The following is a 24,710-nucleotide window of genomic DNA, read 5'->3' on the forward strand; positions in this document are numbered from 1 at the left end:
AGGGCGTTTGTCACAGATTGCCGGTGGCGCGGGAAGTAGGCGAAACTGGAAGGCATGAGCACTTCGGAGCTAAAACAGCGCCCCCATTCCGTCACCCTGCGATTCCTCGCGGCCCCGACCGACGTTGATGTCACCGGGATCGTTCCTGCAGGCACCGTTCTCGAGTGGGTTGACAAGGCCGCTTATGCAGCTGCCGTGGGCTGGTCTTCCAGCTATTGCGTGACCGCTTACGTGGGCAATATCCATTTCGCGGATCCCATTCACTCCGGTGATCTGGTCGAGGTCAAAGCCTCTGTGGTGTACACCGGAAGCAGCTCCATGCACATCCAAACCGAGGTGACCTTCCAGGATCCTCGCGAACTGCGCCCGGTGGCTTCCAGCAATTGCCTGGTCATTTTTGTGGCCGTGGATGATCAGGGCAAGCCGACAGCGGTTCCGAGCTTCACCCCTGGCACGGCCCGGGAAATAGAGCTCCGCGATAATGCGTTGGCCCGCATTGATATCCGTGAACAGATCGTGGCGTCCATGAAGGACCAGCAGTACACGGATGAGGGCACCGCTGAGCGAGTGACCCTGCGCTTCATGGCCTCTCCCACCGACGTGAACTGGGGTGGCAAGGTCCATGGCGGCATGGTGATGAAGTGGATTGACGAAGCCGCTGAGCTGTGTGCAGCGCGGTACTGCCAGCAGGAAACGGTCGCGGTCTTCTCCGGCGGCATTCGCTTCTACCGTCCATTGCTTATCGGGCATCTGGTGGAAGTGGAAGCACGCTTGGTTTATACCGGCAACAAGGGCATGCACATCGCTGTCCATGTGCGTTCCGGCGACCCGAAGACCCGCGAAATGAACCTGACCACCTACTGCCTGACCGTGATGGTGACTCGCGACGAGACCGGCACCGCGGTGCCGGTGAAGCCATGGGTTCCGGTCAGCGCCGAGGATCAGCGTTTGTGGGAGCATGCCCGTGAGTTGGTGGCCATCCGGGCCAATGCGCCTGGCGGATACACCCCGGTTCATCTGGTGGATTCGAGCGCCTCATGAGTGATCGCGTGCCGTTTGTGAAAGTTTGCGGGCTTTCCACCGCTAACGATGTCCAGGTCGCGGTGCAGCATGGAGCGGACGCTATCGGCTTTGTGCTCACAACCAGCGCCCGAGAAGTAAGCCCGCAGCAGGCAGCGCAGCTCGCGGCCTTGGTGCCCGAAGGTGTTGCCACCGTCGCGGTATTCCATACCGAGGATCTGCCGACGGTGCTCGAACGCGCCTCTGCAGCAAAGGTCGGTTGGGTCCAGCTGCACGGTAAGCGTACTGCTGATGATGTGAAGCTAGCTAAAGATGCCGGCTTCAAAGTCATCCGAGCGGTGCGCCGCGATGCAAACCCTGAAGACTTCGCTGATTGGTGCGAAGACTTGTTGCTCATCGATGCTTCAGTTCCCGGCAGCGGCAAAAGCTGGGATTATGCAGCGGTGCGCGAGCTGGCCGCTGGACGACAGTGGCTGGTTGCTGGCGGGCTGACCCCGCAGAATGTCGTCGAGGCGTTGGAACTCTCCGCTGCAACGGGTGCAGATGTCTCCTCCGGGGTGGAGTGTTCACGAGGCGTCAAGGATCCTGCGTTGATTGCCCAGTTTGTCGACGCCGCGAAGGGCGCCTGATATCTAGCTGATCCAGTTGTGCGGAGCAGGCTTGCGCGAGCCGGGCAGGGCTCCCTGCTCACGCCACTGGTGAATCCATTCTGGAACTACGCGGTCTTCGGGAACGTCGAGCCCCACCGCGGCCAGGATCTCTTCGTTGGAGACGGCACCGTTTTTAGAGGTCATGCGGGTGGCGATATATGCACGGGCATAGATTTCGCCGTTGACCACGATGCGCTGTTCAAAGTAGATGCACTTGTCATCCAGTCCCAGCAGGCGGGTTTCTTGCGAGAACTTGGTGCCCAGTCGCACCGATTTGCGGAAGGTGATGGTTTCGGTCTGCACTACCGGGGTCCATTTGTTCTTGCGCATGATGTCCCAGACGCCGGAACGGAACATGAGATCAAACCGGCCGAGGTCGAAGATCGAGAAGTACATTCCGTTGTTGATATGACCGGCGAAGTCGATGTCGGTCAGGGTGGCTCGCATGGTTACCGAGCTGGTGTCGAACATGGAAAGTCTGGTGGCCTTTTTGCTGTTCAAAAAGACCATGAGGATTCGGAAGATCATGTGCATACCATCACATTACCGTCCGGTAACTTTTCTGCCTAGTCCATACTGCGTCCTCTCGACCATTGACGTAGTTCTTGCGGATCATGCCCACGCTGTGACAAAGCGGTATGGTCAAAGTGCCACCCTCCCTAAACTTCGTCGAGGAACTTGATGCGCAGACTTCCCGAGATATTGCAGCGGCGCCTGCCTTCCTTGCCGCCAGCAGACTGGGAACGCCCTACCCCAGCAGCGAAGGGCCTGCGCAGGGACATGCTGCTCGCCCTGGCTTTTCTCCTCCTCGCATTACTGATGCAAGAGCTTGTACTGTCGCTCACCGAAAAGGAAGATGCGGTGCAGCGCCCGATTGCCTTCCTGATCCTGTCTGCATTGATTCTTCCCCTCATGTTCCGGCGGCGTTGGCCCATTCCGATGATGCTGGTCGGTTCCGTCGCATTTATTGCCAGCAGCGGTTCTGAGACCTATACGGTCGGCACGCAGCTCTGCGCCCAACTCGCCTACTTCTTGGGCATTTACACCGCAGTGACGTGGGCAAAGAATCGGCGGGCGTTGTGGATCTCGATGACGGTCGTGCTTCTGGCCATGGCTGTGTGGATTATCGTTTCGCTCTTCACCTCTGATCTCTTCGCGGCAACCGGAATGAGAATGGTCGATGATCCCGCAGGACTATTGCCCGTGGACATCGCCTATTCCCTCTACAGCTTCCTCATGAATCTGATGTACTTCGGTGGCGCAATTTTCCTCGGCTTGATCAGCTGGTCCAATGCCTACTCCAACGAAATCGTCAAGGAACAGGCCCAGCGCATCGCAGACCAGGCACAGCAATTAGCTGATCGAGCAGTCAACGAGGAACGGCTGCGCATCGCCCGCGAACTGCACGATGTCATCGCCCATCACATCGCTTCGGTAGGCGTGCAAGCCTCGGCCGCGCGCCTCGTACACGACCGGGATCCCGGCAAATCCCTGGAGCTCATGCGCGGTATTGAAACCTCTGCACGCAGCGCGGTGCAAGAAACTCGCTCATTGCTCGGGGTGCTGCGTGAAAACGACATAAGTGAGTCCGGTGCAGAATCCGCAGGCGGAATCCGGAGACCGGAACCCTCCATGGCTCGTATTGAAGAGCTGGTGACTGCCAATAAGCTTCATGGATTGACGGTAGTTCTTTCACGCGATGAACATGAAGCACGTTTCATTGATAACCTGCCCGCTGGTCTCTCGCTTGCTCTCTATCGCATTAGCGGTGAAGCGCTGGCTAACGTGCGCCGGCATTCCACGGCGCACACGGCCACGCTGTCTGTGCGTTCAGGATCCGATGAAGAAGGCGCGTGGGTTGAAGTCGAAGTGACAGACGATGGGCGCCCGCGGCCGGATTCGTCCGGCAGCGGATTCGGATTGCGAGGCATCAGGGAACGATCGAACTTGCACCACGGCCTGGTAGAAATCGGACCGCGTATTCCGCGCGGCTGGCGCACCCGGGCCAGGCTTCGAGTTGTCGCACAAACAGATTCAAGGACGATGTCATGAGCAAAATTTCAGTGGTGATTTGCGATGATCAGCCCTTGATCGTCTCGTCCCTCAAACTCATATTGGAAACAGACGATCGCATCGAAGTGGTGGGCACTGCCAATAATGGCGTAGCAGGTGTTGAAATGGTCCAGACGCTGAATCCGACTCTGGCACTGATGGACATTCAGATGCCTCAAATGGACGGCATCGCGGCTACAACCAAGATCATCGGCCATACCGACACCAAGGTCATCGTTCTGACGACCTTCAATCGCGACGATTATCTCTTCGATGCCATGGATGCCGGAGCCAGCGGATTCCTGCTGAAAAACAGTGAACCCGAGATGCTCATCAATGCAGTGCATCAGGTGGCAGCCGGCAACGGGCTGCTCTCCCCCGAGGTCACTTTGAAGCTCATCAAAGGGCGAACCCCCAAAGGCATTAACGGGGCCGAACAATCTTCAAGTCCTGAGTCGGGACGGTTGAGGGAACTTACCGAACGAGAACTCCAGGTTCTCGGCGAACTGGCCAAGGGCAAAAACAACCAGGAAATCGCTACCTCGTTGTCGCTGTCCGAAGCCACTGTCAAGACGCATCTGTCTAATCTTCTAGCCAAGCTCCACCTGCGCGATCGTGTTCAAGGAGTTCTTTTTGCATATCGTGCTGGTCTCATCCAATAGTTTGAACCTTCAGATTGATCACTCAGCCTGGCTCTTTTCCTAAGCTGATGAGTACAAAGATTATTCGGCAGAGGAAATCATGCTTGAGTTGCACAACGTCTCACGATCGTTCTCGGACCACCAGGTACTACAAGATGTCAGCTTCACCGTACCCGGCGGTGCCCTAACCGGATTCGTTGGCGCCAACGGAGCCGGCAAAACCACGACCATGCGCATCATCATGGGCTTGCTGGCGGCCAATACGGGCGCAGTCACCCTCAACGGCGTTGAACTGTCTTCGGATACGCGTCCGAACTTCGGATACATGCCAGAAGAGCGAGGGCTGTATCCCAAACAGCCGGTCATTGATCAACTCGTTTATCTGGGCCAGCTGCACGGATTAGGAAGAACCACCGCCCGTTCGCGCGCGATGGAGCTCTTGTCGCGGTTCGGCCTGGAGAACCGGGCCAAGGCCAAGTTGGAGTCGCTGTCTTTGGGCAATCAACAAAGGGTCCAGGTGGCGGCATCGCTCCTGCATGAACCTGATGTGCTGATTCTGGATGAGCCCTTCAGCGGGCTTGATCCCATTGCCGTGGATGCCATGAGTTCAATCCTGCGAGACTACGCTTCGCGCGGCGTTCCCGTTCTCTTCTCTTCGCATCAGCTGGATTTGCTGGACGTATTAGTGGACCACTTGGTGATCATTCAGAACGGGAAGATTCTGGCTGACTCCTCAGCCGATGACCTACGCTCATCGCAGGCCTCGCGCCACCGCATTTCTTTGGGTTCCGATGCAGGCTGGCTGCGCAACGAACCAGGTGTCGGCGTGCTCGATATTTCCGGGCCGGACGCCTTGGTCAATTTTGATTCCGAAACCACAGCACAACGAATACTCGCACGAGCCATGGAACGCGGTTCAGTAACTGAGTTCTCCATCTATCGACCTTCATTGGCCGACGTCTACAGGGAGATCATCCGATGAATACCACTAGCCCGGCATGGCTGATCGTCACCCTGCGAGAAGTCGAAACGAAACTACGCGACAAAGCTTTCGTCATCACCACCATTGGCACATTGGTGGTCATCATCGGATCGATTGTCGTCTCCAGCATTCTTGGCAGCCGTAGTACAGAATTCTCGGTAACAGCTACCGATGAGTCCAGCTATCAAGTGCTCACCCAAGTCCAGAAAGACAAACCCGACGATGTTTCGCTGCGTATTGCCCAATCCACCGAGCAAGAAGCAAGGCAACAACTTGGCGATGGCGACCTCGATGCGATGCTGTCCAGCAGCAATGATGGGCAAGCCTATTCGCTGACCGGCTTTGACGAAGTTGATGATCAGCTTCGCCAACTGGTTGCCGACGGTGCCGACACGATACTTACTGACCAGTTACTTGCATCCGCAGGGCTGGATGCCGCGAGCCTGCCTTCTGCAGATGCGTTGAAGGTATCCCAGCTTCAAGGCGATGCCGACCGGAATTCAATGGTCAAGGCCATGGGATTCCTCTTTTCCTTCCTTTTCTACATGGCCACATTGCTCTTCGGCATGCCAATCGCCAACTCCGTGATTGAAGAGAAACAGAACCGCGTGGTGGAGATCCTCGCCAGCACCATCCGGCTACGCCAATTGTTGACCGGAAAAATCGTTGGAAATGTCATTCTGGCGATGATCCAGCTCTTGGTCTTCCTCAGCGTCGGGCTGTTGGCAGCGTATCTGTCGCCCTTGGAGATCCCGTTCCTCGGTGTTGTTTCCCAGGTTGCTGGATGGTTTGCGGTCTTCTTCTTTGGCGGCTTCCTGGTCTTGGCCGGCATCTGGGCCGCCCTTGGATCGCTGGCAACGAGAACCGAAGACCTGCAGCAATCCAGCGGCCCAGTGGTCACTGTGCTCATTGCAGTCCTGTTCATCGGCCTGTATGCCAAGGACGGCTTCTTGGTTGCGGCCTCCTACGTTCCCATCGCCTCGTCCGTAGCCATGCCCATCCGGTTGTTATCCGGCGAGGTTGCCCTGTGGGAGCCAATCCTTTCATTGGTCATCCTCTTGGCCGCCTGCTGGGCAGTATTGCTCTTTGCAGAGAAAATCTATCGCCGGGCAGTGATGCACACCGGTGGTTCCCTGACCCTGCGCAAGGCACTGAAGCTGGAGGTCTAGGACAGCCGCGACTATCAAAACAGCGCTTGCACAGCCACCCTTACTAGACTTGGGCCAGTGAGCGAAGAAAAACCACTGTTGCAATTGCCTGCCCGACTTATTGGCGTATGGCTCCTATTAATCGTCTGCATCGCTGGCTCGACCGTGTTGGCCACCGCCCACTACATCACCGGTGGAAGCCTGCTGATCATCATGGCGCTGTGGGCCATCCGCGTGCTTGCCATCGCCAGCTTCTGGTTCCTGCCAGGACGTACCGACACGAAGCTCTTTGCCATGGCCCTGGTCCTGCTCTCGCAGATCCTGGACGTAGTGCTGAAACTGCCGGTGATCGATACCGTCGAATACGGCGACTGGTTCATGGTTTCGGCCCTGGATCTCACCGGGCAGTATGCCGGCTACTTCACGGTGTGGGGCCTGCTGCTGCCACTGCTCGCCTTGGTGGGCTGGTTCGTTTTGCGCTCGCGCTCACTGGCCGGCTGGATCACCGGCATCCTCTCGGCCATCGGCATGGGATTCATCGCCCAGGCGTCCATCGCCTCCGAGCAGGGATCTCTCCCGGCCTTCGTCATAGCAACCATGGGGCGCTATATCGTCCCCGCGCTGCTGTCTTCCGTGGCCGATTTCCTCGTACGCAAATACCAGACCGCCAAGAAGTAAGAAGGCAAAAATACAGCCAGCATTCCTTATATAAGGAATGCTGGCTGCATTTGTTCTACCCGAAGACTAGACCAGGCCGTCGCTCAAGTGGTTCGGGGTGCCGAATCGGTGAGCAGTGATCGATACTGCCTGCTCGTGCAGGAATGGCAGCATCTCAACGCGACCCGAAGCAGTCACCGGCGAAGCGTAGATGGCGACATCCGGCTTGCCGTCCGTGGCCTCTGCAACGTCCTTCACCGATCCGCCAATCAAACGGATGCGGGCAGCCGAATCCGGACCGGTCTTCGCAGCCAGCTTGGCGGCATGGGCTGCGAACTGCTCCGCGTTCTCACGCACCACGGTGACCGAGTGCTCGGCCAGCAGGTTGCGCAGTTCGCGTGGTAGATCAGCATCCAAGGACAGGTGCACCCGCGAACCCGCGGTCACACCGGCAGCCACCACGCGCAAGGCCTCGGCCAGGCCCTGGCCGCTGGTTGCCTGCTCAAAGCGGACGGTGACATCCACCGAGCAGTAGCGGAAGACGTTGCGTTCGGCGATCAATCCCGAGCGGTCCTTGGCCTGGTTGAACTCGGTGTTCCACCAAAACTTGTCGCTGCCCAGGGCCGAAGCCAGCCACTGCGCCTGCGGCTGATCCAGCTCGGCGGCGGCGAGCAGCTGCTCGTCAAAGCGCGAGAGCGCCGCGGTGTCCTTGACCGGGGCATCAACCCAGCTGCCCATGCCGATCAGGTAGTTCGGGCCACCGGCCTTGGTTCCGGCACCAATGGCCGACTTCTTCCAACCGCCAAATGGCTGTCGCTGCACGATCGCACCGGTGATGCCACGGTTCACGTAGACGTTGCCGGCCTGGATGTTATCCAGCCAGTAGGCCATCTCGCCGCGATCCAGCGAATGCAGACCCGAGGTCAGCCCGTAGTCCACCTCGTTGACGATCTGTACGGCTTCTTCCAGGCTCTGCGCGGTCATGACGCCCAGGATCGGACCGAAGTATTCGGTCAAGTGGTATTCGCTGCCACGCTGCACGCCATAGCGCACGCCTGGAGAGTAGAGCTTGCCCGAATCATCAAGCTGCTTCGGCTCGATGGCCCAGCGCTCGCCGTCACCAAGGATGGTCAAACCCCGCTTGAGCTTCTCGCCCGGCTCGCCGATCAATGGGCCCATCTGCGATTCAGGGTTCCATGGGTAGCCAACCTTCAGCGACTTCACCGCGTCGATCAGCTGGTTGTTGAAGCGGCGCGAATCGGCCACGGAGCCGACTAGGACCACTAGGGAGGCAGCCGAGCACTTCTGTCCGGCATGGCCGAAGGCCGACTGCACGACGTCGCGCGCTGCCAGATCCAAGTCGGCGTGCGGGGTGACGATGATGGCGTTCTTGCCCGAAGTCTCTGCCAGCAGCGGCAGGTCCTTGCGGAAGGAGCGGAAGAGCTGCGCGGTTTCGTAGCCGCCGGTGAGGATCAAGCGGTCAACCCGCTCATCGGAAACCAGCTGCTGGCCCAGCGAGCGATCGCCGACGAAGACCAGCTGCAGCACGTCCTTGGGAACACCAGCGTCCCAGAGGCACTGGACCATCATCGAACCCACGCGGGCAGCCTGGGTTGCCGGCTTGATGATCACGGCCGAACCCGCGGCCAGGGCTGAAAGGGTGGAACCGGCAGGGATGGCCATCGGGAAGTTCCATGGCGGGGTCACCACGGTCAGCTTCGACGGAACGTACTTTGCGCCATCCACCTCATCGAGTTCGCGGCCCAGCTGTGAGTAGTAGTGGGCGAAGTCGATGGCTTCGGAGATTTCCACGTCGCCCTGGTCGATGGTCTTGCCGCATTCCGAGCCGAGGACTTCGAGCAGCATGGCGCGGCGCTCTTCGAAGAGCAGGCCTGCACGGTGCAGGATCTCGGCGCGCTTGGCCGAGCCCAGTGCCTGCCAGTCGCCAGAAGCATCCACGCCCATGGCGATGGCTTCATCCAGTTCGCCGGCTGCGTTGATGGTATTGGCCTTCACCAGGTCCTTGCCCAGAGGCGAGGCTTCCATCTTGCCCAGGATCTCGCGTCCCCAGGTGCGGTTCTGCGCCAGGTCCGGGTCGGTGTCCGGGGTGTTGAAGAATTCGGTGGAGCCGTCGGCGAAGCCTTCGATGACCTGTGTCAGCGCTGGGTCCTGGACCTGGCGGTTCTGCACGCGGTGCGGGGCTGGAACCTCATTGCCCAGGGCTGCCAGGGAGGCGAGGAAGCGGTTTTTCTCGCGTTCGAAGAGCTGCTCGTTCTTGGAGAGCTCGAAGACCGCGGACATGAAGTTTTCCTGGCTGGCGCCTTCTTCGAGGCGGCGGATCAGGTAGGCGATGGCCACGTCGAATTCCTGCGGGTGCACTACCGGGGTGTAGAGCAGCAGGGAGCCGACTTCGCGGCGGACCGCTTCGGCCTGGCCGGTAGCCATGCCCAGCAGCATTTCGAATTCGATGCCGTCGGTGACGTTGCGCGCCTTGGCCAGCAGCCAGGCCAGGGCCACGTCGAATAGGTTGTGCCCGGCGACGCCGATGCGCACGTTCTTCACGTGGTCCGGGCGCAGCGCGTATTCCAGGACGGACTTGTAGCTGGTGTCCGAATCCTGCTTACTGTGCCAGGTGGCCAGCGGCCAGCCGTGGATGTCGGCTTCCATGGTTTCCATTGGCAGGTTGGCGCCCTTGACCACGCGCACCTTGATCGGTGCCCCGCCCTCGGCCACGCGGGCTGCGGAGAACTGCTGCAATTCGATCATGGCGGACAGTGCGTCAGGCAGGTAGGCCTGCAGCACGATGCCGGCTGGCAGATCCTTGAATTCTGGCTTGGAGAGGATCTGGGTGAAGACCGCGATGGTCAGCTCCAGGTCCTTGTACTCTTCCATGTCCAGGTTGATGAACTTCTTCTTGGGGCTGCGTGCGGCCAGCTCGTAGAGCGGGCTGAGCTTCTCGACGATGTGCTCCACGGCTTCGTCGAAGGCCCAGTGGTTGTGCGGGGCTACGGTCGAGGAAACCTTGATGGATACGTAGTCCACATCGTCGCGGGCCAGCAGGGCGGTGGTGCCTTCCAAGCGGCGGGCGGCTTCGCCCTGGCCGAGGATGGCTTCGCCCAGGAGGTTGACGTTCAGGTTGACGCCTTCGCGCTTGATCTTCTTGATGGCTCCGCCGAGCTTGGCGTCGGAGGCATCGATGATCAGGTGGCCCACCATCTCGCGCAGGACCTTGCGTGCGATGGGAACAACTACCTGCGGAACTACAGGTGCCATGACTCCGCCGAGGCCCACGGCCTTGCGCATGTACCACGGCAGAAAGCTTGGAACCTTGGGGGCCAGCTTCTTGAGGTTGGCGGCAGCCACGCTCAGGTCTTCGGGGCGGATGACTCCGTCGACGAATCCCACGGTGAAGTCCAGGCCGTTGGGATCCTTGAGCACACCGGCCAGTCGGGCGGCCGCGGCATCAACAGGATAGTCGGATGCCTCGGTGAGCCAGCGGCGCACCAACGCGATGACATCTTCGGCAAGTTCTGCTGGAGAGGTAAGCGGGTTGCCCGCAGCATCTACTGCTGCCGGCACGGTGTGCTGGGTGGAGAGTGAAGACACTTAGTGGTCCCTTCGATGCAAAGTTTTTCAGTCTGGGTTCGGCACCGAACATTAATGTCGTTATGGCTTTTTTGGACGCTGATTTCCGTGCAAAAAAGCTGTGTGCAAATTCGAGTATGAACCTTAGTTGCGTTAAGCAAAAGCGAACAAAACCGAAGATATTTGTTCGGGTTTGCTAATGTATTGAGACAGGTCACAAACATCCCAATCGAACGGCGGAAAACCGGTGCTTGAACTGCGACGACTACGACTTCTCCGGGAGCTCAGCATCCGCGGAACCATCGCCGAAGTGGCCGATTCCCTGAGCTACTCCCCCTCCTCGATTTCCCAGCAGCTGAGCCAGCTGGAAACCGAAGTCGGCGTCCCCCTGCTGCGCCGCACCGGACGCACGCTTAAGCTCACCGCGCAGGCCCAGCTGCTGGTCACCCACACCGAAACCCTGCTCGAAGCCATGGAGCACGCCGAAGCGGATCTGGCCGGCACCATGTCCAAGGTCGCGGGCACCGTGCGGCTGGCCGTTTTCCAAACCGCCATGCTCGCCCTGATGCCGCCGGTGCTGCGCGAACTGCGCGAAAAATACCCGGAACTGCGCGTGGAAATGAGCCAGCAGGAACCTGCCGACGCCCTGCAGGAAACCAGCAGCCGCAGCTTCGATCTAGTGGTGGCCGAGCAATATTCCGGGCATTCGGCCCCGCATTACGCCAGCCTCGACCGGCGCGTGCTGACCCATGACCCCATCCGCCTCGCGCTGCCTGCGCGTGGCGCGAAAGGCAACGAGGACTTCGACCGGGTCACCCAGCTGGAACATGCCGCCACCCTGCCCTGGGTGGTGGAGCCAGACGGCGCCGCCAGCCGGCATTGGGCCCTGCAGGCTTGCCGCCTGGCCGGCTTCGAACCGGATCTGCGCTACGAAACCGCCGACCTGCAGGCCCACGTGGAACTGGTCCAGACCGGAAACGCCGTAGCCATGCTCCCGGATCTGGTCTTGCGCTCAAATCTGGAATCCCTGCGCACCGTGGATTTGCCCGGCGCCCCGGCCCGCACCATCTTCACCGCCATGCGCCACTCTTCGACCAAGTCACCGGGAATTCAGGCGGTGCGTAACATGTTGCACGCGCAGCCCGGAATGAGTGACGCAGATGACTCAGTAATTTTGGCTACACCCAAAGACTTCGATACGGTCGATTAGGAAAACGAACCTTCCAGACAGTTATGGCACTTGCGACAAAGCGCAGAATTCGTGTCATAGTGGTGACTCGCACCACTTGAATCCGCGTTTCGGATCACGTCAACGATTCGGGACAGCAACGGTAATGAGGAACAATGTCCGACCAGACTTTCCAGATGATCGCGATCGCAATTTACATGGCCGCCATGCTTGGCATCGGCTATGTCGCGTATCGCCGAACCAACAATATCGACGACTACATGCTGGCCGACCGCGGCCTGAAACCATGGGTTGCCGCGCTGTCCGCCGGCGCCTCCGACATGTCCGGCTGGCTGCTCATGGGCCTGCCCGGCGCCATCTACCTCGGCGGCCTGCACGCTGCATGGATCGGTATCGGCCTGCTGATCGGTGCATGGCTGAACTGGAAGTATGTCGCTCCGCGGCTACGTTCCTACACCGCCATCTCGGAGAACGCCATCACCATTCCGAGCTTCTTCGAGAAGCGCCTGAAGGACAACCGCCACCTGTTGCGCATCGGATCTTCCCTGATCATCCTGGTGTTCTTCACCTTCTATGTCTCTTCAGGCATGGTTGCCGCAGGTAAGTTCTTCGAAGCATCCTTCGGCTGGCCATACCTTTCTGGCATGTTCTTTGTTGCCGTCATTACCTTGCTGTACACGCTCTTCGGTGGCTTCCTCGGAGCTTCCTTGACCGACATGGTGCAGGGTGTTTTGATGTTCGCTGCGTTGATCGCAGTGCCAATTGTTGCCGTGATTCGCATGGGTGATTTCCAGACTCTCGGTTCACGTATTACTGCGGTGAATCCCGATGCGCTCAACCTGTTCTCGTCCTTCAACGACAGCAGCTGGATCGTGGCAGCCGTAGCAATTTTCTCCACCGCAGCGTGGGGCCTGGGCTACTTCGGCCAGCCACATATCATCGTTCGCTTCATGGCTCTGCGTACCCCAGGTGAGGCTAAAGCAGCCCGCGGCATTGGCATGAGCTGGATGTTCCTGACCACCTTGGGTGCGGTATTCACCGCGCTCATCGGCATTGCGTATTTTGCCGATAACCCGCTGGGTAAGGAACGCAACGAAACCGTCTTCCTGCTGCTCAGCCAGCTCTTCTTCCACCCACTAATCGCCGGACTAGTTTTGGCGGCTGTCCTGGCCGCCATCATGTCCACCATGTCCTCGCAGCTGATCGTTTGCTCCTCGGCACTGGTGGAAGACCTCTACAACATCACCGGCCGAAAGGCCTCGCCGAAGGCACTGGTGAACCTGGGCCGTTCCGGCGTGCTGTTGATCGCCATCATCGCCGCGGTGCTGGCATTGAACCCGAACTCCTCCATCCTGGATCTCGTATCCTTCGCATGGGCAGGCTTCGGCGCGGCCTTCGGCCCGATCGTCTTGCTGGCCTTGTACTGGCGCAAGCTCACTGCCGTTGGCGGTTTCGCCGGCATGGTTTCCGGTGCAGTCGTGGTCTTCATCTGGGGCAACATCAAGCCGCTCTCCTCGGCCATGTACGAAATCGTTCCAGGTTTCATCGTTGCCTTGGTGGTTGCTTGGCTCGTCTCGCGAGCCACCTACCGTCCGAACCCGACCATCGACGCAGAATTCAGCGAGATGGAAAAGGAAGTCGGTTCGAAGGTCACCGCCTAGTACCGCACCCGTCAGCTCCCCTGTCCCCAATCCGGGACAGGGGAGCTTTCCTATGCCATCAGCACGGGCGCGCTGAAGGCCTGAGTCCTGCGGTGCCACGAAGAAGTGCGATAACACAGAGGAAGACCGGGAAAGCCATTGGTTGTTTCCCATAAACGGAAAGCGTCTTCTGCTTATGGAAAACCACCTAGTCCACTACCCACTCCAGCCGAGCCCACCCAACCGTTCACATTCCGCGTTTCGCTCTCAGCGCCGATGTCGTGGGTGCTGAACCGGTGCGAGCACAGTAGCCTTGAGCTATGCCCGATGTCCCGAGCTGGAAGGAACTACCACGATGAGCACCCAGAATAAATTCACCCACTGGCAGCGCACCGAAACCCAGTTCCTGGCCGCAGATCCCAAAGCCGTCTATTCCATCGTCGGCAACCTTTCGCAAACGGGCCTCTGGATGAAAAGCTTTGACGGCTTCGTCGTCCACGATGACCAGCGAGGCGTTGGCACCAAGGTGGATCTGCTTGCCCCGGGCAAGGTTTTCGGCCCGCTGCACCGCAACACCGCACCGTCCGGAACCATCACCCGGCGCAATCATCAAACTCGCATGGTCGAGTTCACCCAGCCACAGCCAGCAGGCGAAATGACCCTGCGCTGGCAGGTCGATGAACACGAGAATGGCTGTTTGGTGCACTTCACCGTCCAGCTTTCCGGGCCCGGCACCACGGCGTTCAAGTTCACCGTCGCCAACGCCTTGTGCAAGGACTTCGCCGTGGCAGCGGCACGGCTCTACAAGATCGTTGCGCCCACCGCGCACCGCAAGCGCGATGCCCAGATCGTGATCTCCGGCGGCCGCGGATTCCTCGGCCGCAACCTCGCCGCCGACCTGGTCTGCCGAGGCATGTCGGTAGCGGTGCTTACCCGCAACGCGGAAGCCGATTTCCCTGCCGAACAGTTCATCTGGGACGGCGTGCACCAAGGACCATGGACCGGCTCGCTGCGCAGCGACCACCCGGTCCACCTGATCAATTTGGCCGGCGAGCGCGTGGACAAGCGCAACACCCCGGCAAACATCGCAGCCCTCACCGACTCGCGAGTGACCTCCACCCAGACTCTGGCTCAGGCCGCGGCCTCGGCACCGAAGCTGGCCACCTGGATCCAGTCGAGCACCACCGCGATCTTCGGCGATGCCGGTGAAGCCGAGCTGACCGAGTCCAGCCCCATCCCCAGCGACCACCGGGCGCTGCCCGAAATGACCGGCGTCGCTTCGGCTTGGGAGCAGGCCTTTAATGAAGCAGAGGTGAACGCCGAACAACGCTACATCCTGCGCACCTCGCTGGTGATGCACCCTGATGCTCCGTTGCTCGGTCCGCTGAACATGCTGGTGAATACCGGCCTGGGCGGAGCAATGGGCAACGGACAACAGTGGTTCAGCTGGATTGGCTTGCAAGATTGGCTGCACCTGATTCGTTGCATGCTCGGACTAGAAGAGCCGCAGATCCCGGCCGGCTTGGTACATGGAACCAGTCCCTGGCCATTGCGGAATACCGAAGTCATGGCCGCTCTGCGATCCATCGCCGGACTGCCAGGCCTGCCCACCGGGTCGGTTCTGCCAAGGATTGGCGCCGCCGTCATGGGCTCCAATGCGCGGGTGGCCCTGACCGGCCGAAAAGTCACCAGCGAAGTCTTGGCCCAGGCAGGTTTTGAATTCCAGGAAACGGATTTTGCGGCCACCATCGCTGGCTAGCCTGTCGAAATAGTCGGTAACGTTGCCTGCCCATTGACCCCGCATCCGGGTCTTTCGCCTAGTCATAGGCCAAAGTCCACGGTGCGGGGTCAATGTTCACCGCGCGTTCATCGCAAAAGTCTCTGTTGCTCACGGACAGCATTGAGCATGAAACTGTCACGCATTCTGTCGTGCCCTCGACCTCCTTCAGACAGTTTCAAAGGACAGCAACACATCATGGCCAATATCCTTGAAGCCCACGCCCCGGCTTCTCGTCCCCGCATGCCCAAGCCAAGCGACCTGGACAAGCTGCGTCACAAGGCACGCACCGCTACAGATCATCTGAGCGCCAACGTGGCTGTTGATGCCGCCTACAACCAGGAAATGCCAGAGGCGATCTCCAACAAGGTCCTGCCCTTTGAACGCAAGCTGAAGAACATGAGCGAAGTCCGCCATTTCTTCCGCACCAACAAGACCCCGATCTTCTTCCTCGGTGCCACCCCGGTCAATCTGCTCGGCCTGGACCGCTGGGTCCGCAAGTTCAGCTACATCACCTACTACGACGGCTGGGATGGCCACCACCCTCGCGTCTTCACTCCAGCCGAGAAGCCCTACATCGAGTTCCAGAGCGCCGAAGAGATCAACAACTGGCTGTTGGAAAACCCGGAAGTTCGCGAATACATCGATTCCCAGTGCACCCCAGGCGGGCCTCGGCCCAAAATTGCCATGGTGTTCTTCGATGAGGACACCGAAGCCATCTGCGAGGAACTGGGCTACGACCTGATCCTGCCCTCCGCCGCCCTGCGCGAGGAACTTGACTCGAAGATTGTCACCACCAAGCTCGGCAACGCCGCCGGTGCCCCATCGGTCCCCAACATCCTGGGCAAGGCATCGACCTACGATGAGCTCATGGCGCTGGCTGATGAAGCAGGGCTGGGTGATGATCTGGTCGTCCAGACCCCGTACGGCGATTCGGGAAAGACCACCTTCTTCATCGACTCGCCGCAGCAGTGGAAGCAGTACTCCAAGAACATCATCGGCGAAGAGCTCAAGGTGATGAAGCGGATCAACAACCAGCCGGTCGCCGTGGAAGCGGTCCTTACCGGATGCGGCACCGTAGTCGGCCCGATCCTGACCGAACTCGCCGGATACAAGGAGCTGACCCCATACAAGGGCGGCTGGTGCGGAAACGAGATGCACCCTGACGTGCTCACCGATTCGCAGCGTTCGCGCACCATCGATCTGGTCCGCAAGGTCGGCAACGGCCTGGAATCCGCCGGCTACCGCGGATTCTTCGAAGTCGACGTCCTAGTGGATACCGACACCGACGAGGTCTACCTCGGGGAGCTGAACCCGCGCATCTCCGGAGCCAGCGCCATCACCAACGTCACCGCCGGTGCCTATGCCGACGTGCCGCTCTTCCTCTTCCACCTGCTTGAATTCCTGGATGTCGAATTCGAGCTGGATGTTGATGAAATCAACGAACGCTGGGAGGAGATGAGCGGGGCCGATGTCTGGAGCCACATGATCATCAAGGAAACCGATGACATCCTCCAGTACATCACCCATGCTCCACGCACCGGAAAATACTTCCTCGACTCGCGAGGCAAGCTCCAGTTCTCCCGTGCTGCCCTGGACTGGCACCAACTGCAATCACACAAAGAAGCATTCTTTCTGCGCATCTACGGCGTAGAAGACTACCGCTGGAAAGGGGCCGACCTTGGGGTCCTGGTCACCAAGGCCAAACTTCAATACGAGGGCAAGAAGAAGACCAAGCTCAGCATCGACGCCAAGCACTTCATCTCCTCTATCCGCTCCCAGTACAAGGGCATTGACGTTCCAACGGCAGAGCATGGCGACTGAGGCCACCGACGCCGCGCCACAGTCGGCACAAGCCTCCGGGGACTCCAGCAAGGCGCTGAACATCGCCAACTGGCAGTACCCGCAGAACATCAAGCGCTCCTTCCAGAACATCGCCCGCATCCACCCCACCGTGAAGGTTTCCCGCGGTGATGGCCCTATTGTGAAACTGCACTTGGCCGAAGAGAAAATGGGCAAGCTGGAAGTAGCGAAAGCCAGCATCACCGACCCCGCGCTGACCGTACGCGGGGTGATGCATGCGACCAACACCGACGCGGTGCTGATCATGCACAACGGCCGAATCCTTTGGGAAAAGTACTACAACACCATGACTTCGCTGACCGACCATCTGCTGATGTCGGTGAGTAAAACTCTGGTCGGTACCCTAGCGGGCGCGCTCATTGATGCGGACTTGCTAGACCCGGAGCAAGAGGTCACCAAGTATGTGCCAGCGCTATGTACCAGTGGTTATGCCGGGGCACGTGTGCGGGACATTTTGGACATGCGTTCTGGGATTAAATTCTCGGAAGAGTATCTAGACCCGGGTGCAGAAGTCCGACTGCTGGAGGAAGCCATTGGCTGGGCTCCATCGCATGGAACTATTGGGCCCATCGGCATGTATGAGTTCCTACGGACCTTGCAGGCCAAGTCGGCCCACGGGGGTGCCTTTGAGTATCGCTCGTGCGAAACCGACGTTCTGGGATGGGTCCTTGAATCTGCTGGTGGAGCCCCGATTCAAGAACTCCTCTCGGACTACATCTGGTCAAAAATTGGTGCGCAGCAAGACCTTGTCATGGGTGTGGATCAGTTCGGAACCGGCATGTTTGATGGTGGCTTTAATGCCACCCTGCGCGACCTTGCCCGCTTTGGACATATGTATGTCAACGGCGGTCGTGCATTGACCGGGAAACAGGTCGTTTCCGAGGCTTGGCTGGCCGAAACCTTCACCGCGGATCCACTGCAGGTGCAGGCCTTTGCCCAGTCCCCCAGCGACAATATGATGCCCGGCGGCCGGTATCGGAATCAGATCTGGTTCCCGAATCCTGTCACCAATGCAGCGGTAGCGTTGGGGATCCACGGCCAAATGATCTACATGGATCCAGCCACCAAATTGGTTGCGGTCAAGCTCTCCAGCTGGCCGTTGCCGCAGGATGCTTCCAAGCTCTTCCCCACCATCAGAGCGTTTGAAGCGGTCTCCAACTACCTGACAAATCATCAGTAACAACTGCATCCAAAAACGGAGAAACACCCACATTAGCGGGTGTTTCTCCGTTTATGCGCCTCTGCCTGCTCTCTTACTTGTTCACTTCCCCCAAAGAATCATGGGTGAAGACTTGGTAGCCGAGGTCTTGGTGATATCCGTGGATTTCACGGGTATCTAGCCGGTCCATGTAGTCCAAGATGTTCACCGTGACTACTTGCCCAGGCACGAGGACAGGGAATCCTGGCGGGTAAGGCGTAACAAAAACTGCAGAGACGATCTGCTGACCGGACTCGATTCTTTCGCGAATCTGGGTCGAGGACAAAAAGTGCGTCGCAGGATCTTGATAGGTCAGATAGTAGGCCTTGCGTAAGTCCCCACTGCCGCCGCCGGTATCAAATTCTGGCGCGAAGAAGCTGAAGTCCGGCAGGCAGACTTGATCCATGTCTAGAGTTTTGCCCATGGCCAGTACTCGACCATCAAGGCGTTTTTTGCGTTCCAGCTCTTCAGCGATCTTCACCAAGACTTCAATCAGGTGAGCCACGGCTGAGCGAGTGGTTCCGATATTAGTCATCAGCAATACGGAGGTTCGGCTGGTCTTATTGACCTGGATTGAATGCCCATCCATCAGGTACTGGTGTTTGAACGTATCTCCGTCCACCCCTGTCCTGCTGATATCTAGGGTCAACCGTGAAGGGTCTACGACGAACTCGTCGTTCTGCCATGCCTCATCCCACGCAGCTAGTCCGTCGCGGACCGGCATCACACTGCTAGAACTCCGATACTCATCGGGGATCAGATCTTTGGAATCAAGGATGCGGAAGTATTTGCCCAAGAGGGTGTTGCGCGCCATGGCACGGCAAATAGACTGCGCCAAATCCACCTGACGCTGCACAAGGGCATAGCCCTCCAGCTCTGCCTGACGCCGTCCAATATCCAGCGAGGCAAGGATCTGATAGTTCGGCGAGGTTGAGGTGTGCGTCATGTACGCCTCACGGAAGGCGTTGAGATTACGCATCGCAAAGTCTTGGTCAAAGACGTGGATCATGGAACCCTGACGCAACGAGGTCAGCGTCTTGTGCGTAGATTGTGTCGAATACACGCGTAAACGCACCTGCTCTGGATCCGGCATCAAACGCGTATTGAGCCATGCTTCATCATTACCTGGATCATTCTTGGTACCGGGTGCAGGTAAGTTCTTGGCTTGTTGCGCATAGCGTTGTTGGTATTCGGCAGTTTCCATATCCTCTTCGAGTACCTTCGCAACGCTCATCGCGGTGCGCTGCCGGTACACCGGATGGAAACTGGCAAACGCAAACCAAGCTTCGTCCCAGAGAAAAACAAGATCTGGCTTGATGGCCAAGCATTCCTCCATGACCCTGCGTGGGTCATAGATAATTCCGTCAAAGGTGCAGTTGGTCAAGGTGATCATCTTGACCTTATGCAATAAGCCTTCTCGGCGCAGTTGCAAGAGCCGGCCTTTGATTTCCCGCAGTGGTACCGCACCATACATGGAATGCTCATTGAGCGGATAAGCTTCAAGATAGCTCACGTGGGCACCTGCCAACACCAGTGAATAGTGGTGGGACTTGTGGCAGTTGCGATCCACCAGCACGATATCCCCCGGGGCCAGAATCGATTGGTGCACGATCTTGTTGGCCGTCGAGGTGCCGTTGGTGACGAAGTATGTTCGGTGACTGCCAAAGGCCCGGGCCGCTAATTCATGAGCGTCCTTGATGGAGCTCTTTGGATCCAGCAAGGAGTCCAGCCCGCCGGAAGTTGCCGAGGTCTCGGCCAGCAAGAGGTTCTTGCCATAAAACTCCACAAGGTCTCGGGCCCAAGGAGAATTCTGCACCGAACCGGCACGGGAAATAGGCATGGCGTGGAATACCCCGCCAGGGCGTTTGGCATACTTCTGCAGAGCATAGAAGAACGGTGTGTGGTACCGCTCGATGACCTCGGCAACGATAGAAAGATGCAGGTCCATGCCATCATTGCGCGAGAAGATGCGACGGAATCGTCCGGTGATTTCGTGAGCAATGGATTCCAGGGCGACACCGGCAATCAAGTACACCGGAAGCTGTGGGTGCAACTTGTCAAGGATCTTTTCTAGATCCAACAATCGCTGGATCTGCCGGGTTGATTCGAAGTATCCGGCAGTGCGATTGGTAATGAATTTTTGCAGGGTGGAGGAGAGCCTGCGTCGGGTGGCCAATTCAAAGCGGGCTGTCAGCACGACGCCTTGAATGCTGGGATTAATCAGGACAGCAGCCAGCGCATCTTCAACGCTGGGCACCACAATAAAGTTGTAATGGAAGGGATCGGTGCGCTGCCGTTGCGCTGCCAGTTCTTCGGTGAATCGTTGAATCTCATCTGCTGGCCCATTGTCCAGCAGTAGGATCTCGACCATCGGCACGTAGGGTTTTGTTCCGTTAGGAGTACCGCTGCCTAGCTCCTCGGGATCAGTCTGGGCACCTTCGTGGCCTTCAAGATCAACGTATTGAGTCGTGGTCCTGAATGACTGGTTGGCTTGGTAGACCAGCTGCATCGCGTCGGCGTAGTGGCCGTTGGACATGAGTCCAGCAACTTCGTTGAAATAGTCCAAGCCGGGGTTTGCCCAATATGGTTCGATTGCGGCTAAGAGCCCCAGTAATCGACCGGCTTCCAATTCGTGTTCCTTGCGACCGGGTTCATCTTGATGTTCTGAGGAAATCTCACTCAGCACATATCCAAGGTGCTCCCACGCGTCTTTGCGTTTTCGCCATGCACTTTCTGGAGTTGCAACAGCCTGTTTCTTCCCGAAGGTCAACCTCTTGCTCACGGTTGCCGGTATTCCTTTCACCCTGCCTGGTTAACTGGTTGTTAACCTTCTGAGTAGTCTTCAGTGCACTCAGTAGAGCGAGAATATGTCACTACCCGGCGGTAGCGGGGCAAAAATTGGCTTATTACGTAGTTTGTTTACCTACACACCAAAGTTTCATCTGGCATTTACCGTGCCCAAGTTCAAAGGAAAATGGCGACCACTAATAGATGAATTGTTTCGTAGCAGACGGTGACTGAGGCCTTCCTGCCGAATGCCTTTCACGACAAATGTACGATAGGGCTTATCACCATTTTGGTTCTTCAGGAGAGAGTCGTTCCATGCCATTTCTGAGTTCCATCCTCAGTGGTATCGCCAAGCGTTTGGCTTCAAAATCGTCCCCGGAGCCTACCGTCTATGTTGTTTGGGGTAAGCAAAGCAGCCCGTATCCGGATCTGGAGCACTTCGAACCGATCATAGGAATCGTTGCTAACGAACATGAATGCTTCGCCCTAGAAGAAAAGTACTCCCACGTAGAAGTCAGTTGGGAAGCGCGTAAGGTATCGGGCGCCAAGAACAATGACGTCACCACAGCACAGCCCCTTTATCTAACACATACCACTTTGGAGCAATACGACGTAGATAGCGAAGGGAATCCGCTGTTCGGGACCATGGATTTTCCGCGGCCTTCGGGGGTGTATTTCACTCGTGAAGCTGCCAAGCACGAGGCACCCGACGAGTATCTACATCTGGTGCACCTCGGTGAGATAGATCTTCATGGCGTCGGAAAGCTTTTAGACTAGGTCTCCCCCACCGGCTCAGGAACAGGTCATCGAGCCCTCGTTGATCAACTGCATGCTTAGTTGTGGGGTAATTCTTCAACCATGCGTCCACCACGTTTGCGCGCTCCGAGCACCATTGATGTGCGTAGCTGGACCATCTCGCCCCAGTTAGTGGCTGCAATGAATTCGTAGAGATCGCGTTGGCTTTCTACTGTGACATCCACCAGTAGCTGTGCGTCTCCAGCCACCGCGGCAACATAGCGGACCTGAGGCAGGGTCTTGAGCATATTGCCCAGCGCGTCCACACTCGCCGGGGAGACTTGAACCCATAACAAGGCTTCAACCCGGTACCCCATCAAGGCCGGATCAACCAAGGTTCGGATGCTGATGTGTTCTCCACGAAGCAAACTATCCAACCTGCGTGAGACCGAGGTTTCACTCATCCGCACTTGCCGCGAGATGCTGTCAATGCTCGCCCGTCCGTTATTGCGGAGCACGTCCACAATCAAACGATCACTGGGTGACATGGCTTCCGTCGGATTCCACGATGTCAACTCACTACCGGCGCTGGGTCTTAGCGCTGCTTCTTGCGCTTCGCTCAGTTCTCCGGCCCGCCAGGCGCGGATGGTTTTGAAGTATTTCAGAATCGGATAGATCTGGATACTACTGAGCCCCGGGGTCGCTGGTAGCTGCAGGGTCAAAATATCTTCTAGACCACCGTCGTAGTGAAGTTCGCTAACAACATCGCTTTCACCCGTGACCATATAGGTGAAGGAGGTGTCGGCACGTTGCGAAATGGCTTCACTGGCAACCGGAATGGTGCCGGGTGCGCATTTGAGCGAAGCGATCACCGCTGCTTTCCGGTGAGCGATGGCAGCGACTTTAATCTTGCCCTCGTCTAAGAGCGCCGAGCCATACCGGGCCACAGTTCTTTCTGGTTCTCCGATCACCTTAGCGATCTTTCGCCACGTTGCCCTGCCATCTGCTTGTAAAGCGATGACGATTCTTTGTTCTACCTCGCTCAGCACTTCATTCTCAGCCATAGCTCCTACTCTCAGGCCAAATTCTTCGTAAGGCAAGGAATATCTCGTCAATGAGCTCTATTATTTCGCGCCCCTGCCCACACTTTTCCCCAAAATTGAGGCAACTAATCGATAGTTTTGGAGATTTTCGACAAAAATCTGGCTAAATCTGCCAGATCTTGTTTGACGCCCGGGAATGGCGGATCGTTGACTTCCATAGAGACGCGCATCACATTAGGCGGTGCCCGAGACAAGGAGCTCACATGACCACGCGAAGAATCTTGGCAGCAGGTGATCCAACTTCAACGGACATCTGGGCATTAGCTAATTCGCCCGTCCTCTGGTTCTGTGCGTTGGGAGTCTTTGCGGTCATTTTCGTCCAATGCATTCTCTACTCACGGGCCGTCAAGAAGGCCGCACCACACGTGGACATGCCACTGGCGGAAGTCAAAGAATCCTTCCGCGCCGGCGCCGTCGCCTCAATCGGTCCCTCCCTCGCCGTGGTGCTCGTGGCCATCGCATTGCTGGCACTGTTCGGCACCCCAGCCGTTCTAGTCCGTATCGGCCTGATCGGTTCGGCCGCCGCAGAGACCGGCTCGGCCAGCATTTCCGCCAGCACTATGGGTGCGGCCCTGGGCGGAGACAGCTATACCCAGCAAGTCTTTGGTGTGGCTTTCATGGCCATGAGCTTGTCAGGTGCCATGTGGATGATCTGCACACTGATCATGACTCCACTACTGAAAAAGGGTGGAAATACACTCTCCAAGCGCAACCCTGCCGTCATGGCACTGGTACCCACCGCAGCCCTACTTGGTGCTTTCAGCGCCCTGACCATTGCTGAACTTCCAAAATCCAATGTGCACCTGATACTCGTTTGCATCTCGGCAGCCATGATGGGGCTATGCCTCTACCTCGCCAAAGTCCTGCACATTAAGTGGCTTGAGGAATGGGCCCTGGGCATTTCCATCGTCGTTTCCATTGTTGCCGCATACTTCCTGCACACCGCTTAAGGATCCATCATGACTACGACATCACAACTTTCCAGCGCAGATGCATCGATCGCGCGCTTCGAAAAGCAGACCAGCCGCTATGGCCGGAACACCATGCTCATTGGCCTGGTGCTCTCGCTGATCGGTCCGATCTACATCGCATTCTTCAGCGGACTGGAAATCACCGGATCCATGATCTGGGTGGCATTCCTCGCCGTAGCCGGCACCTTCGGCGTGCTGTGGTTCGTCGAGCCTCTGACCTACTTCCCGATCCTCGGCTCAGCGGCCATGTACCAGGCGTTCATGATCGGCAATATCTCCAACAAACTCCTGCCGGCAGCCATCGTCGCCCAATCCACCATCGGCGCCAAGCCCGGCACCAAGCGCGGCGACCTTGCCGCCGTGATGGCCATCTGCGGCGCGGCCACCGTGCACCTGACCAGCCTGCTGCTTTTTGTCGGCTTGCTGGGAACTTGGCTGGTTTCCATGATCCCGGCCGATGTCATCGAGGTCGCCCGGCTTTACATCCTGCCCTCGCTGATGGGCGCGGTTTTGGTCCAGAGCATTGTGGCGATGAAGTCATTGCGCCCCACCATCATTGCCATCGTGCTGGCCCTGGTGATGAACTTCGTGCTGGTTCCGATGGCCCCATCGCTGGCCATGTTCGCCACCGCCATCGTGGTCATCAGCTCCATCCTGTTCTCCTGGGTGCTGCGCGACCGCAAGAAGACCTACACTTCAGAAAGCTAAGAGG

Annotated in this window: 19 protein-coding genes; 15 read left to right on the top strand and 4 right to left on the bottom strand. The window is 58.2% G+C overall.

The annotated features are described in order from the left end of the window. Window positions 1-54: 54 nt before the first annotated feature. On the top strand, window positions 55-1,041 hold the full coding sequence (locus D3791_RS04700) for an acyl-CoA thioesterase (RefSeq protein ID WP_061954093.1): 987 nt from the start codon (window positions 55-57) through the stop codon (window positions 1,039-1,041). Then, entirely contained in the window at window positions 1,038-1,649 is a 612-nt protein-coding gene (locus D3791_RS04705) for a phosphoribosylanthranilate isomerase (protein WP_172511419.1), read from the top strand. Before D3791_RS04700 ends, D3791_RS04705 begins: the two co-directional genes overlap by 4 nt. Window positions 1,650-1,652: 3 nt before the next feature. Here D3791_RS04705 and D3791_RS04710 read toward each other — a convergent pair whose 3' ends face one another. Further along, window positions 1,653-2,204 (bottom strand): acyl-CoA thioesterase, encoded by a 552-nt coding sequence (locus D3791_RS04710; protein WP_172511420.1) that lies wholly within the window; start codon window positions 2,202-2,204, stop codon window positions 1,653-1,655. Window positions 2,205-2,351: 147 nt separating this feature from the next. On the opposite strand from D3791_RS04710, the gene D3791_RS04715 reads away from it, so the two are divergent. The 5 genes from D3791_RS04715 (at window position 2,352) to D3791_RS04735 (ending at window position 7,171) form a co-directional block, all read left to right on the top strand. Next, complete coding sequence (locus tag D3791_RS04715) at window positions 2,352-3,722, top strand: sensor histidine kinase (protein ID WP_172511421.1); 1,371 nt, start codon at window positions 2,352-2,354, stop codon at window positions 3,720-3,722. Next, complete coding sequence (locus D3791_RS04720) at window positions 3,719-4,384, top strand: response regulator (RefSeq protein WP_172511422.1); 666 nt, start codon at window positions 3,719-3,721, stop codon at window positions 4,382-4,384. Before D3791_RS04715 ends, D3791_RS04720 begins: the two co-directional genes overlap by 4 nt. Window positions 4,385-4,463: 79 nt before the next feature. After that, on the top strand, window positions 4,464-5,345 hold the full coding sequence (locus tag D3791_RS04725; RefSeq protein WP_172511423.1) for an ABC transporter ATP-binding protein: 882 nt from the start codon (window positions 4,464-4,466) through the stop codon (window positions 5,343-5,345). After that, window positions 5,342-6,514, top strand: a complete 1,173-nt coding sequence (locus tag D3791_RS04730; RefSeq protein WP_172511424.1) for an ABC transporter permease — start codon at window positions 5,342-5,344, stop codon at window positions 6,512-6,514. The genes D3791_RS04725 and D3791_RS04730 overlap by 4 nt, the downstream gene beginning before the upstream one ends. Window positions 6,515-6,571: 57 nt before the next feature. After that, a complete protein-coding gene (locus D3791_RS04735) occupies window positions 6,572-7,171 on the top strand; it encodes a hypothetical protein (RefSeq protein WP_172511425.1) in 600 nt (199 codons plus the stop codon). Window positions 7,172-7,237: 66 nt separating this feature from the next. On the opposite strand, the gene D3791_RS04740 is transcribed toward D3791_RS04735, so the two are convergent. Next, a complete protein-coding gene (locus D3791_RS04740) occupies window positions 7,238-10,756 on the bottom strand; it encodes a proline dehydrogenase family protein (RefSeq protein WP_172511426.1) in 3,519 nt (1,172 codons plus the stop codon). 226 nt (window positions 10,757-10,982) lie between these two features. Between D3791_RS04740 and D3791_RS04745 the strand changes: the two genes are divergently transcribed. The 5 genes from D3791_RS04745 to D3791_RS04765 all read left to right on the top strand — a co-directional run bounded on the left by D3791_RS04745 (window position 10,983) and on the right by D3791_RS04765 (window position 18,384). Then, on the top strand, window positions 10,983-11,945 hold the full coding sequence (locus D3791_RS04745) for a LysR substrate-binding domain-containing protein (RefSeq protein ID WP_172511427.1): 963 nt from the start codon (window positions 10,983-10,985) through the stop codon (window positions 11,943-11,945). 134 nt (window positions 11,946-12,079) lie between these two features. Then, window positions 12,080-13,585 (top strand): sodium/proline symporter PutP, encoded by a 1,506-nt coding sequence (putP, locus tag D3791_RS04750; RefSeq protein ID WP_172511428.1) that lies wholly within the window; start codon window positions 12,080-12,082, stop codon window positions 13,583-13,585. Window positions 13,586-13,919: 334 nt separating this feature from the next. Next, window positions 13,920-15,323 carry an NAD-dependent epimerase/dehydratase family protein gene (locus D3791_RS04755; RefSeq protein WP_172512901.1) on the top strand — a complete coding sequence of 468 codons (1,404 nt, stop codon included), beginning with the start codon at window positions 13,920-13,922 and terminating at the stop codon, window positions 15,321-15,323. A 216-nt stretch (window positions 15,324-15,539) separates the two neighbouring features. Then, entirely contained in the window at window positions 15,540-17,165 is a 1,626-nt protein-coding gene (locus tag D3791_RS04760; protein WP_172511429.1) for a biotin carboxylase, read from the top strand. Beyond that, window positions 17,155-18,384 (top strand): serine hydrolase domain-containing protein, encoded by a 1,230-nt coding sequence (locus D3791_RS04765; protein WP_022876700.1) that lies wholly within the window; start codon window positions 17,155-17,157, stop codon window positions 18,382-18,384. Before D3791_RS04760 ends, D3791_RS04765 begins: the two co-directional genes overlap by 11 nt. 73 nt (window positions 18,385-18,457) lie before the next feature. On the opposite strand, the gene D3791_RS04770 is transcribed toward D3791_RS04765, so the two are convergent. After that, window positions 18,458-21,184: an aminotransferase class I/II-fold pyridoxal phosphate-dependent enzyme gene (locus D3791_RS04770; protein WP_172511430.1), complete on the bottom strand. Its 2,727-nt coding sequence runs from the start codon at window positions 21,182-21,184 to the stop codon at window positions 18,458-18,460. Window positions 21,185-21,504: 320 nt separating this feature from the next. Between D3791_RS04770 and D3791_RS04775 the strand changes: the two genes are divergently transcribed. After that, window positions 21,505-21,966 carry a hypothetical protein gene (locus D3791_RS04775; protein WP_172511431.1) on the top strand — a complete coding sequence of 154 codons (462 nt, stop codon included), beginning with the start codon at window positions 21,505-21,507 and terminating at the stop codon, window positions 21,964-21,966. A 56-nt stretch (window positions 21,967-22,022) separates the two neighbouring features. Here D3791_RS04775 and D3791_RS04780 read toward each other — a convergent pair whose 3' ends face one another. Continuing rightward, a complete protein-coding gene (locus tag D3791_RS04780; RefSeq protein WP_172511432.1) occupies window positions 22,023-22,988 on the bottom strand; it encodes an Lrp/AsnC family transcriptional regulator in 966 nt (321 codons plus the stop codon). A gap of 242 nt (window positions 22,989-23,230) precedes the next feature. Here D3791_RS04780 and D3791_RS04785 point away from each other — a divergent pair, with 242 nt between their 5' ends. After that, entirely contained in the window at window positions 23,231-23,977 is a 747-nt protein-coding gene (locus D3791_RS04785) for a DUF5058 family protein (RefSeq protein WP_022876029.1), read from the top strand. 9 nt (window positions 23,978-23,986) lie between these two features. Continuing rightward, window positions 23,987-24,706: a hypothetical protein gene (locus tag D3791_RS04790; protein WP_172511433.1), complete on the top strand. Its 720-nt coding sequence runs from the start codon at window positions 23,987-23,989 to the stop codon at window positions 24,704-24,706. Window positions 24,707-24,710 lie beyond the last annotated feature (4 nt).

It is taken from the genome of Glutamicibacter mishrai (assembly GCF_012221945.1).
GTDB lineage: Bacteria > Actinomycetota > Actinomycetes > Actinomycetales > Micrococcaceae > Glutamicibacter > Glutamicibacter mishrai.

Excerpts from the sequence above, each read along its gene's own strand:
- D3791_RS04710 (WP_172511420.1), bottom strand. The coding sequence starts at position 2,204 with ATGCACATGATCTTCCGAATCCTCATGGTCTTTTTGAACAGCAAAAAG.
- D3791_RS04765 (WP_022876700.1), top strand. The coding sequence starts at position 17,155 with ATGGCGACTGAGGCCACCGACGCCGCGCCACAGTCGGCACAAGCCTCC.
- D3791_RS04780 (WP_172511432.1), bottom strand. The coding sequence starts at position 22,988 with ATGGCTGAGAATGAAGTGCTGAGCGAGGTAGAACAAAGAATCGTCATC.
- D3791_RS04715 (WP_172511421.1), top strand. The coding sequence starts at position 2,352 with ATGCGCAGACTTCCCGAGATATTGCAGCGGCGCCTGCCTTCCTTGCCG.
- D3791_RS04790 (WP_172511433.1), top strand. The coding sequence starts at position 23,987 with ATGACTACGACATCACAACTTTCCAGCGCAGATGCATCGATCGCGCGC.
- putP (WP_172511428.1), top strand. The coding sequence starts at position 12,080 with ATGTCCGACCAGACTTTCCAGATGATCGCGATCGCAATTTACATGGCC.
- D3791_RS04730 (WP_172511424.1), top strand. The coding sequence starts at position 5,342 with ATGAATACCACTAGCCCGGCATGGCTGATCGTCACCCTGCGAGAAGTC.
- D3791_RS04720 (WP_172511422.1), top strand. The coding sequence starts at position 3,719 with ATGAGCAAAATTTCAGTGGTGATTTGCGATGATCAGCCCTTGATCGTC.
- D3791_RS04755 (WP_172512901.1), top strand. The coding sequence starts at position 13,920 with ATGAGCACCCAGAATAAATTCACCCACTGGCAGCGCACCGAAACCCAG.
- D3791_RS04700 (WP_061954093.1), top strand. The coding sequence starts at position 55 with ATGAGCACTTCGGAGCTAAAACAGCGCCCCCATTCCGTCACCCTGCGA.
- D3791_RS04760 (WP_172511429.1), top strand. The coding sequence starts at position 15,540 with ATGGCCAATATCCTTGAAGCCCACGCCCCGGCTTCTCGTCCCCGCATG.
- D3791_RS04785 (WP_022876029.1), top strand. The coding sequence starts at position 23,231 with ATGACCACGCGAAGAATCTTGGCAGCAGGTGATCCAACTTCAACGGAC.
- D3791_RS04725 (WP_172511423.1), top strand. The coding sequence starts at position 4,464 with ATGCTTGAGTTGCACAACGTCTCACGATCGTTCTCGGACCACCAGGTA.
- D3791_RS04705 (WP_172511419.1), top strand. The coding sequence starts at position 1,038 with ATGAGTGATCGCGTGCCGTTTGTGAAAGTTTGCGGGCTTTCCACCGCT.
- D3791_RS04775 (WP_172511431.1), top strand. The coding sequence starts at position 21,505 with ATGCCATTTCTGAGTTCCATCCTCAGTGGTATCGCCAAGCGTTTGGCT.